Source organism: Archangium sp., assembly GCF_036277355.1.
Classification (GTDB): Bacteria; Myxococcota; Myxococcia; order Myxococcales; family Myxococcaceae; genus Archangium.
This window is the reverse complement of record NZ_DASUNC010000190.1, coordinates 1-9,234: the sequence shown is the minus strand read 5'-3', so window position 1 is coordinate 9,234 and position 9,234 is coordinate 1. Positions and strand designations below refer to the sequence as shown.

Here is a 9,234-nt window from a genome sequence, read left to right as displayed (position 1 = left end):
GAGGACAGCGCCTCGCCCAGCCTGCGAGGCAAGGCACCCCTGGTGCTCAGCTGGCTGCGAGTGCTGGCCTACAACCTGCTGGCCCTGGTGCGCACGCACCTGCCGGCTCGTGATGGGCGACACCAAAGCTTCTCACGCACCATGGAGTTGCTCTACCAGGGCCTGTTGGGCCTGGCCGTGCTGCCCAAGAGTCTGGCCACGCTTGCCTGAGCGCCCGCCAGCTGTTCCCGCTCCGGCCTCCCGCGCCTCCTCTCTCCTGGCTGTTCGGCCCGTGCACCTCTGTCCTGGCCTTCCACGGCGGCCCTTCTTTCAGGCGCCGTCCGGAGGGATGCTCCCTCTTTGCCCGAGAATGTCTGGACTTGCCCTCCGCCTCTTCAAAACCTCTCCTACAGACTTTGGATCAATCCTGCCCTTCCGAGCGCGGTACCAGAATGTGCAACCGGATGACGCGTCAGGTATCCATGTTTCCACGGAGGACCCCGCAGCGCATCCCAGCACGCACGCGCGGTGGGGCACCAGGACAGGAGATGCGGTTTGTCGAATCCCAGCAATCGTTTCGTATTCTTCAGCTTCCACTACCAGCGCGACATCATGCGCGTGCAACAGATCAAGAAGCACTCCCTCACCAAGGGGTACCAGGCCGCGGGCTACTTCGACGGCTCTCTCTCCGAGCTGGCCAAGACCGAGGGAGTGACGGCCGTCAAGCGCGCCATCAACAAGGGGCTCCCCGGCACCTCCGTGACGTGCGTGCTCATCGGCGCCGAGACCTACACACGGCCCTGGGTCGATTACGAGATCTTCCGCAGCATCGAGCTCGGAAAGGGAGTCATTGGCATCCGCATCCATCAACTCAAGGATCCAAAAACAGGGATGGATGTCGCCGGCCCGAACCCGTTCGACTACCTGGGCTACGGAGGCAAGGACACCAGAACAACCATGGTGCCCTACGCCAAATACATGGATGGCTGGAAGCCCTACACGAATGCCGACCCCATCAGCCCTTCGGCCGCGCCCTACCTCGTTCCAGGCACGACCCCCATCCTCTCGTCACTGTTCGATGTCTACGACTGGGTAGACGACGACGGTTTCAACAACTTCCCGCAGTGGGTCGCGAAGGCCGCCAGGCAGGCGGGCCGGTGACACCGCGCTCGCGCTTCGCTCCAGCTACTTGCGGCGCTTCGGCTCCAGCCGATCCAGCTCGAGAAGCAACGTGACGCTCTCGCGTGATTCCGGGCTGGAGAAGAGTCCCTTGTCGAGGGCCTGCCGCAGGGCGATGACGAGCGGGCGGCGCTGGCGCGCGGGAGCACCCAGCGCGAACAACACCCCGAGCAGGTTGACCTGAACGATGGCGACACGCCCCATGAACCCCAGCTGTTCGTACAACCGAAGCGCCTTCTTGTAACTGTCCCGGGCCTCCTCGAAGTGCTCGAGGCGGGCGTGCATCTCACCGAGCAGCCAGTGACTCTCCGCCGCGAGCACCGGCTCCTCCCGTTGATTCAAGAGCCCCAGGCCCCGTTGCAGCTGAGCGCGTGCCGGGGCCCAGTGCTCGCGAGCGCGGAGCTCCTTTCCGAGCAGCAGCGCGGCCCTCGCGGCATTGGCGGTGTCCCCGGCCTTCTCGGCCAGTTCGCTGCTCTGGGAGAGCGCCGCGGTAATCGTCGCGTCATCGACGTCGCGGATGTTTCCCGTGCGCAGGCCTCGACGGAAGAACTCCTGCCCAGGCCCCTCGACGGGCTCGTAGAGCGATATTCCAGAATCGAGGGCCCGTTCTTCGTACCGCGCGGCCTCCGCATCCCTGCCAAGAGCCCGGCACGCCTGGGCAAGCCCTCGCCTCACCGCCGCGATGAGGTCGCCCGTGGCTCGATTGGCGCTCTCGAGCGTCCGCTCCGCGTCCAGGAACAGGGCCTCCGCGTGCTTGAAGTCCTGGAGCCGCAGGGAGCACTGTCCGAGCCGGTAGAGCGCGATGGCATGGCTGTCCGGCTCCAGACCTTTTCGTGACTCCCAGATGCGCACGGCCCGCGCCAGAAAGGGAACCGCGCTCGCGGCTTCGCCACGACGCAAGAGCACCGAGCCCAGGTCCTTCAGCCGGTCCGCCAGGAAAGGGTGGCCGGGGGGCAGGAGCTTCTCGCAAACGTCGAGGACCTGCGCGTACAAGCACTGGGCGCCCTGCAAGTCGCCCAACTGCTGGCGTGTACGCGCGACCCTCGAGGCAATGGCTGCATACCGGAAGCTGGTGCGCTGATTGTTCTTCTCCAGGATGCCCAACACCCGCTCATAGAGTGGGAGGACCGCAGCGGGGCCTTGGGTCAACTCGACGTTGAGGGCCAGGTTTCCGAGCGCATCGGCGACGAGAGGGTCATCCCGTCCGTACAGGGCCTCCATGTGCTGGACGGCCCAGCGCGCCAACTCCTCGCCAGCGAATGGATCCTGTTTGCTGAGCAGGCCCGCCACGGCGGACAACAACCGGGGATGTTCGGGGGGTTGGGAACCTGAAGGCTCCAGAAGCGCCAGGGCCCTTCGCGTATGGGCGGAAGCCGCCTCATGCTCCCCTTGATGGTGGAGGACATTGACGAGGTTGACGAGGAAGGGGGTGACGAAGGCAGGCCGAAGCCCGGGCACGTGCTCCGTGCGTCGCAGGGATTGCTCGCACACCAGACGTGCGGCGACGTGGTCCGCCCGCATCAGCAGATAGGTAGAAAATCCCATCGCGAGATGCAGCCAGCGGTAGACGTCTGCACCCTCCATCTCCCGGAGTCCCGCCTCGAGCTGTGGCCGCATCCTGTCCACCTCGGCCAGGTGCTCCAGTTGAAGAGAGAGCATCCTCGGCGTGAGCCACTCTTGCAGCACCTTGCCCATCCGGAGGGTGCTCTCCTCCCGGCGGGCCCGCGGCGTCCTATCTCGAACCCTGCGCCAGACCAGGGGGTGCAGCACCCCTTCGTGCTGCTCGGTGGTGGTCATCAGCGCCAGCGACCCCAGACCATCCAGGGCACGCCGTGTCTCGAGTGCCTGGGGCTCGAGCTCCGCGACCGCTGCGACCCAGTCGAGCGGGACGCGCTCCGGGGCGAACACGGCGGAGGCCTCGAGGAGCCGGTACTCCGTGGGCTCGCAGCGCTCCAGGGCCCAATCGATCGCGGAGAAGACACCCTCCGGGTAGCCCTCGCGCAGCTGCGCATCGTCGAGCACCTGGTTGGGCCGGGCCTGGAGCTCCCGTTCGAGCTGGGACCAGGCGATGTTCCAGCGGACCTGGGCCCGAGCGGCCACGGTGACGGCCAGCGGATGACACCGGACGACCCACTCCAGGACGCGCGCTCTCGCCTCGCGCTCCTCGGGAGACGGCGGCACGCGGATGCGGTCCGTGAGCTCCTGCGCGCTCTCCAGGGACAGCTGCTCGACGGGGATGAGCGTGCCGAGCGCGGCTTCCCGATGGCGGGTGGTCAGCAGCACCCGCGAGCGCCCGGTGAGGAGCTGGGCCCGCCAGTCCGGGGAGTCGGCCCCATCGAGGATGAGCAGGGAGGGCTCGGGCTGGTTCTGGAGCGCCAACAAGGCGGCACGTCCCCGCGCCTCGGGAGACGCATCCTGCGGGAGCCGGCCCAGGAAGGCGCGCACGGCGGGAGGAGCCAGGAGCTGGAGCTCCGAGGCCAGGACGGACAGGGCGACGCGGACACTGCCCGCGGCCTGAATCCAGTAGATGCCCCCCGGGAAGCTCGCGGCCTCGCGCAGGGCGAAGGTGAGGGCAATCGAGCTCTTCCCCATGCCCCCGAGCCCGTGAAGCGTGGCCTGCCGGCTCTCCAGCGCACCCTGCCCGGGGCGGGACAGGAGGACCTCCTTCAACAGCCGGAGCTCCTCCTCCCGGCCGACGAACACCTCGGGCGCGGGAGGCAGGTTGTGGGGGGGCAGTGCGGGCCCGGCCGCCGGTGCGAACCGCTCCCGGCCAGGCGCGAGGGACTCCAGCAGACGCGCGAGCCCCTGGGGCCAAGCCGTCTCCGGGAACAAATCGACACGCACGAAGGGCCGCAGGAAGAGCGGGGCCTCGACGTCCTCGAACCGGACGGGGACGAAACGAAGCCTCGAACCATCCGGGCTCAGCATCTGCGCCGTGCTCAACTCATGTTGGCACCACGGGCTCTCCCGCCAGGCCCGCGAGAGGCACACCACCATCACCTCGGCCTGCTCCAGAGCGCTTTGAACCCCCGGGGGAATCGACGCTCCCGCGGGCAACGCCTGCCGGTCGAACCACGCCTCATGACCCGCTTGCCGCAGGTCCGCCGCCAACCGCTCGACGGAGGCCAGGTCCTCGTGGCTGTAGGAGAGGAAGATGCGTGTCATGGGAGGCGGACCCGCCAGGCCGGAGCGCCACCCCCTGGCGGCACCCGGGCCACACCGCGAGGTGGCGTCACGGCGTGGGCGAGGGACTCGCGGGGGAGGAGCCCGGGCCCGCCGAGCCCGTGAGCAGCCGGCGGAAGAGCGCGGCATAGGCCACGTCGTGCTCCAGGCCGGAATCCTTCGAGCCCCCCGACTGCTGCTCGAAGAGGATGCGGGCGGCGGCCCCGGTGGAGGCCACGGCGAGAATGAGGGCGTGGGGGTGGTAGCGCTGGAAGAGCTGGAACTCGTCCTCCACCCCCTCCATGCCCCCGATGAACACGCCCGCGTGGAACGGCTCGCTCTGGAGCATCTGCTCGCGCATGCGCAGCAGACTGGAGGCGCGGTCGGGGCCGGCGGGCGTCCAGCGGAGGTGGCGGAACTTCAGCGAGGAGGGCGGGATGAGGCCCTGGAAGAACTGGGACTGGTAGATGAAGACGTTGTCGGCGGCGCCGAGCCGCTCGGCGGCCAGGTGCACCAGGGGCGAAATGGCGGGGTGCCCGCCGAAGACGAGCCGCGCGGTGGGGACGACGACGAGGGTGAGGGCGCTGACGGCCTCGCGGATGGCCACCAGGTTGGCGGTGCGCATGTAGGCCGGATGGCGATCCGGGCTGGGAATGCTGGCGGACAGGAAGACGGGGCCTAGTGGGTGCGCAGCCACGCGAGCACCTCCGTGATGGGCAGGGACCTGGTGGGCAGGAACTCGTTGAGCCAGCGCAGGTGCGAGTCCTTGCGCTGCCAGATGCCGAGCGGGTCATACACCAGCAACCCGCGGGGAGAGGGCGGCCCCACCCGGGCGCAGCGCTCGGCGAGCTCGTGGAGCAGGGCGGAGTCGGGGTGGCCCACCAGGGGGAAGAGGTGGGTGAAGCCGTGGGAGGGGTGGCGCAGCTCGAGGTGGCCGGTGTGCTGGACCACGACCTCCAGGTGCTCGGCCTCGGCCTGTTTGCACAGCTCGGTGATGACGCGCGTGCGCCGGCTGGCGAGCGAGCGGGCGCGGACGGCCTCGGCCCGGGCGACGAGCGCCTCCACCGTGCCGGGCACGAGCGTGGAGGCGGCGTCGGAGGAGGGGCCCTGGAAGTCCGAGGGCTGGAGGAGCAGGGGCTCGCACAGCTCGGTGCCGAGCGTGCGCTGGTGGGGCGCGGGCCAGATGAGCTGGAGCAGCCCGAGGGCGAGGTTGTGGGCGCGGGCCAGCTCCTGCTCGACCCAGACGCTGGTGAAGGCGTGGGGGGTGTCGAGCAGGAGGAGCAGGTCCGCGTCGCCCAGCCGGTCCCAGAGCATGGGCTGGAAGTCCTCGCCGCGGCGGATGCTGTGGGTGTCGAGGAAGACGTCGAAGGAGCGGGCGTCGAGGGCCTGGTAGAGCTGGAGGGCGACGCCGTGGGACTCGTCGCGCTTGTAGCTGATGAAGACGGAGCGGCGCGAGCGCAACAGGCGGAGCTCCTCGAGGACGCGGGCGGCCACGTGCTCGAGGGCGGGGTCGGAGGGGCGCAGCTCCTCGCCGTGGATGGGGGCGAGCACCGGGGGGACGAGCGCGCGGTACTGGGAGAGCGAGGGGACGACGGGGAGGATGAAGAGGCCCTCGGCGCGCAGTTGCGCGAGGAGGGCGGTGGAGGCGGGGTCCTGGCGGGGGCCGCCGAAGTAGACGGTGGCCAGGGGGAGGAAGGGGTCGCGCGAGGGGAAGGAGGCCTCGTCGAGCACGCGCAGCGCGGAGCCCGGCTCGAGGCCGAGCGTGGCGAGGTGGCGCTCGAGGGTGGCGCGCAGGCGGGCCGAGTGGCCCCCACCGGGGACATCCTGACGCCCGGGCTCGAGCAGGAGCACCTGATAGGAGGGAGGGGGGGCCATGGCGCGGACGGTGCCTCAGCCGAGGCGGTTCCTCAAGGTGGTGGCGATGGCGTTGGGCTCGAAGGTCACTTCGGGAACACCGGCGATTTCGCGGGGGAGGCCGCCGCGGGAGTTGGGGAGGCGGACGGGGATGATGACCTTGTGGAGCGACTGGGCGACGGAGACCTCGTAGTCGATCCACTTGCGGCTGTGGCTGACGTCCCCGACGAGCACGAGGACGGCGGCACAGCCCTGGATGAGGGGCCGCAGGTGGTTGCGGATTTCGGTCTCGCCATGCTGGCGGACATCGGAGCGCTCGTAGGTGACGACGACGTCGGAGCCGAGGCGCTGCCCTTGAATCCACTTCGCGACGGTGTCCTTGAACGGCTTCTCCTCGTAGACGTAGCTGATGAAGACGGAGTGGGGCATGGGCGGAGGCTCCAGGCGGGGAGGGGTGTGCTTCACGAGGAGCGTAGCAGAGCCGCTCGGCGGGTGAACGGAGAGGGGGTATCGTCGGGAGGCAATGAACGATCTGCAACTCAAGAGAGTGGAGCTGCTGCAGAACATCATCACGCGGATGGCGCAGAACTCCTTCACCATCAAGGGGTGGGCGGTGACGGTGCTGACGGCGCTGCTGGCCTTCAGCAACAAGGACTCGGACCGGTGGTTCGCGGTGTACGCGCTGTACCCGGCGGTGGCCTTCTGGGGACTGGACGCGTACTACCTGATGCAGGAGCGGCTGTTCCGGGACCTGAGCAAGCAGCCGGCGGAGAACGGGCGCGAGTTCGAGTTCAAGACGAAGCCCACGGTGGGCGCGTTCCTCAAGGCGGCCTTTTCCCTGACGGTGATTCCCCTCTACGCGTTCGCCGTGATGATGGCGATGCTCATGGCGCACAACCGGTAGCGTCCAGGCCATCGCCACACCGTCGGTCACGCTGCTCAACTCACGATTTTTCGTGAAGCAGGACTCGGTCAAGAACGCGGCGCTCCACGAGAAACCATGTATACCCCCAGGACGAAAACTCCGCCGGAAGCACTGGCCGAAGCCGCGCAGCGCATCGCCAAGTGCCGAGTCACCGGCGCATCACGTTTGGATCTCACGGGTGACGTCCCCTCCAGAGGCAAAGGGAGAATGGAGGGAGCCGGTGCCGGGAAGATGGCCACGGCATCGGTGCACTTCTCCGTTAGCCCCGGCACCGCTCCGCCACGCGGTAGAGCCAGGTAAGGGAGCAGTCCAGCAGCGACTGTCGCGAGCGCATGTAGTTGCGAGCTCGGGCGAAAGGAAGCCAGACGCGGTTGCCTACGAGCACCTGTGCCTCCTCCAGCTTCTGGCGCGGTATCCACTTGCCGCCCAGGTTGCGCACCAGCACCTCCCCCAGGTACGCGCCAATGGCGGGCACCGCGTGCTCGTCGATGGCTTCGCGCAGGCGGCTCTTCGGGAATTCCTCGCGCCAGAAGTAGAAGTCGGCGTCCGTGAGCGACTCGGGCGTGGCCTTGAAGACGGAGGGCACCTCCGAGTGCAGCAGCGCCACGAGGTGCTCGGCGTAGAGGCTGTACTGCTGGAGAGCGCGCTCTACATTCTCCACGTCCGGAGGTAGAGCGGAGCCGGCGGGACGCCACTCCTCGGGCTCGGGCGGCTGCCACGCGTTGAACTCGGCGATTCTGCGCTGGCGCTCGTAACTGGCGGCGCGGTCCACCACCCGCGAGAGGAGCGGGGCCATGTCCGGGTGGAAGCGGGGCTCCACGGAGGCCAGCATGGCGCTGCGCTCATGCAACGTGCGTAGCACGGTGTCGAAGTCGAGGTCCGGCCGGAGATGGGCGTGGGCCCGAGCCTGGGCGAGCCGTGCCTCCTTGCTGGCGAAGTCCGCCGCCGTGGGCCACGTCACCAGGAGGACGGAGCCGTTGGGGAGTTCCTCCACACGGTGGGCTGGGGTGGACAGCATTCGCTCACGACCTACGGTTTCCACCAGCTTGGGGCTGAAGAGGTTGAGCCAGAACACCTCGTAGACTTTGTCGAACCCGTCTCTGCGCCGAGTCTTCTTGTCGCGGCCGAAGCTCGGAGAGTCCGCCAACTGCGCATCATCACTGCTGTGGGCCCAAGCATGAGTGACCGGGTAGCGGGAGGCCCAAGCGCGCACCATTTCCACGAAGCGGTGGCAGCGCTCCGCCTCCCCAAAGAAGGAGAGCGGCTTCACGTTGATGAGGATTCTCAATTCGGGAGGCTGCGGTGGAAACCAGAGCCCGAACGACATATCCAACGCGGGCCACTCCGCCCGGTAGAGCCCGATGGACGTGCCGGACCCATCGCGCTTCTCTTCCAGCGACTTCCAAAGGGCGGCACGCGCGTACTTGCGCTGCCTCTTGCCTTTGACGACGTCCGGCATCCATCCATCGGCGTACTCCTCGAGCGCCTGGGAAAAGGGCTCCACCTCGCGCTCCAGCGCTGCCTGTGAATTGAACGCACCGTCGAATATGAGCAGGAGGCTGTCCTCGGGCTTCATGCCGTGAGGCTCTAATACTTTCATTGGAACATTACCTCGACTCCCGGAACTGTGCTCTCAAGTGCGTCTACAGCGCGCTCCAACCTGTTTGCATCCGTGGGCTTGAGTTCGCCCCCCTCGTAGATGAGGCGGACCCGCTGGACGGGCACGTCGCTTCCCTCGTGGAGAAGGGACTGGAGGGAGCCTCGGCGGATATTCAGCGTCTCGCCGTACTTGCTCAAAGCTTCCTTCGCGTCCTCAATCATCTGCGCCTTCAGATCTTCGTACTTCAATCCCGAGAGGTCGCGGCTCTTGAAGCTGAACGACTCCACGCGCCGTGGCCCTCCGCCAACTCCTCCTTCTTCGATGACGAGCACATCCGCGAAGCGCAGTCCGGTGCCCGGCTTCCGCACGCCGACCTGGATTTCGATGCGGGGCCTGTCGAAACTGGCATCAGAACACCTGTGTTAGTGGGAATGGATGTGACGACGGTGGTGTTGCTTGGATCCGCGAGACCGCCTTTCTCGAGCGAGGGTTGCCTGGATGCGCCGCTCGACCGCAGGTGTCAGCCGGAAGCAGA

Annotated in this window: 8 protein-coding genes and 1 pseudogene; 3 read left to right on the top strand and 6 right to left on the bottom strand. The window is 67.9% G+C overall.

Annotation, left to right across the window (positions count from 1 at the left end; genetic code table 11):
* Window positions 1–210 (top strand): annotated as a pseudogene (locus VFZ09_RS46615) (hypothetical protein); the annotation flags it as partial.
* A 324-nt stretch (window positions 211–534) separates the two neighbouring features.
* A complete protein-coding gene (locus tag VFZ09_RS46610) occupies window positions 535–1,140 on the top strand; it encodes a TIR domain-containing protein (protein WP_329734310.1) in 606 nt (201 codons plus the stop codon).
* 24 nt (window positions 1,141–1,164) lie between these two features.
* Here the strand turns inward: VFZ09_RS46610 and VFZ09_RS46605 are convergent, their stop codons facing one another.
* The 4 genes from VFZ09_RS46605 to VFZ09_RS46590 form a co-directional block, all read right to left on the bottom strand.
* A complete protein-coding gene (locus VFZ09_RS46605; RefSeq protein WP_329734309.1) occupies window positions 1,165–4,323 on the bottom strand; it encodes a tetratricopeptide repeat protein in 3,159 nt (1,052 codons plus the stop codon).
* Between the two features lie 67 nt (window positions 4,324–4,390).
* Window positions 4,391–5,017 carry a hypothetical protein gene (locus tag VFZ09_RS46600; protein ID WP_329734308.1) on the bottom strand — a complete coding sequence of 209 codons (627 nt, stop codon included), beginning with the start codon at window positions 5,015–5,017 and terminating at the stop codon, window positions 4,391–4,393.
* On the bottom strand, window positions 4,999–6,195 hold the full coding sequence (locus tag VFZ09_RS46595; protein ID WP_329734307.1) for a toll/interleukin-1 receptor domain-containing protein: 1,197 nt from the start codon (window positions 6,193–6,195) through the stop codon (window positions 4,999–5,001). Before VFZ09_RS46595 ends, VFZ09_RS46600 begins: the two co-directional genes overlap by 19 nt.
* 15 nt (window positions 6,196–6,210) lie before the next feature.
* Window positions 6,211–6,603, bottom strand: coding sequence for a TIR domain-containing protein (locus VFZ09_RS46590; protein WP_329734306.1), 393 nt, complete (start codon window positions 6,601–6,603; stop codon window positions 6,211–6,213).
* 94 nt (window positions 6,604–6,697) lie between these two features.
* Between VFZ09_RS46590 and VFZ09_RS46585 the strand changes: the two genes are divergently transcribed.
* Entirely contained in the window at window positions 6,698–7,078 is a 381-nt protein-coding gene (locus VFZ09_RS46585; RefSeq protein ID WP_329734305.1) for a hypothetical protein, read from the top strand.
* Between the two features lie 280 nt (window positions 7,079–7,358).
* Here VFZ09_RS46585 and VFZ09_RS46580 read toward each other — a convergent pair whose 3' ends face one another.
* Window positions 7,359–8,699, bottom strand: a complete 1,341-nt coding sequence (locus VFZ09_RS46580; RefSeq protein ID WP_329734304.1) for a hypothetical protein — start codon at window positions 8,697–8,699, stop codon at window positions 7,359–7,361.
* Complete coding sequence (locus VFZ09_RS46575; RefSeq protein ID WP_329734303.1) at window positions 8,696–8,986, bottom strand: hypothetical protein; 291 nt, start codon at window positions 8,984–8,986, stop codon at window positions 8,696–8,698. The genes VFZ09_RS46580 and VFZ09_RS46575 overlap by 4 nt, the downstream gene beginning before the upstream one ends.
* Between the last annotated feature and the right edge of the window lie 248 nt (window positions 8,987–9,234).

Coding starts and splice junctions, on each gene's coding strand:
- VFZ09_RS46605 (WP_329734309.1), bottom strand. CDS start 4,323: ATGACACGCATCTTCCTCTCCTACAGCCACGAGGACCTGGCCTCCGTC.
- VFZ09_RS46595 (WP_329734307.1), bottom strand. CDS start 6,195: ATGGCCCCCCCTCCCTCCTATCAGGTGCTCCTGCTCGAGCCCGGGCGT.
- VFZ09_RS46590 (WP_329734306.1), bottom strand. CDS start 6,603: ATGCCCCACTCCGTCTTCATCAGCTACGTCTACGAGGAGAAGCCGTTC.
- VFZ09_RS46585 (WP_329734305.1), top strand. CDS start 6,698: ATGAACGATCTGCAACTCAAGAGAGTGGAGCTGCTGCAGAACATCATC.
- VFZ09_RS46580 (WP_329734304.1), bottom strand. CDS start 8,699: ATGAAAGTATTAGAGCCTCACGGCATGAAGCCCGAGGACAGCCTCCTG.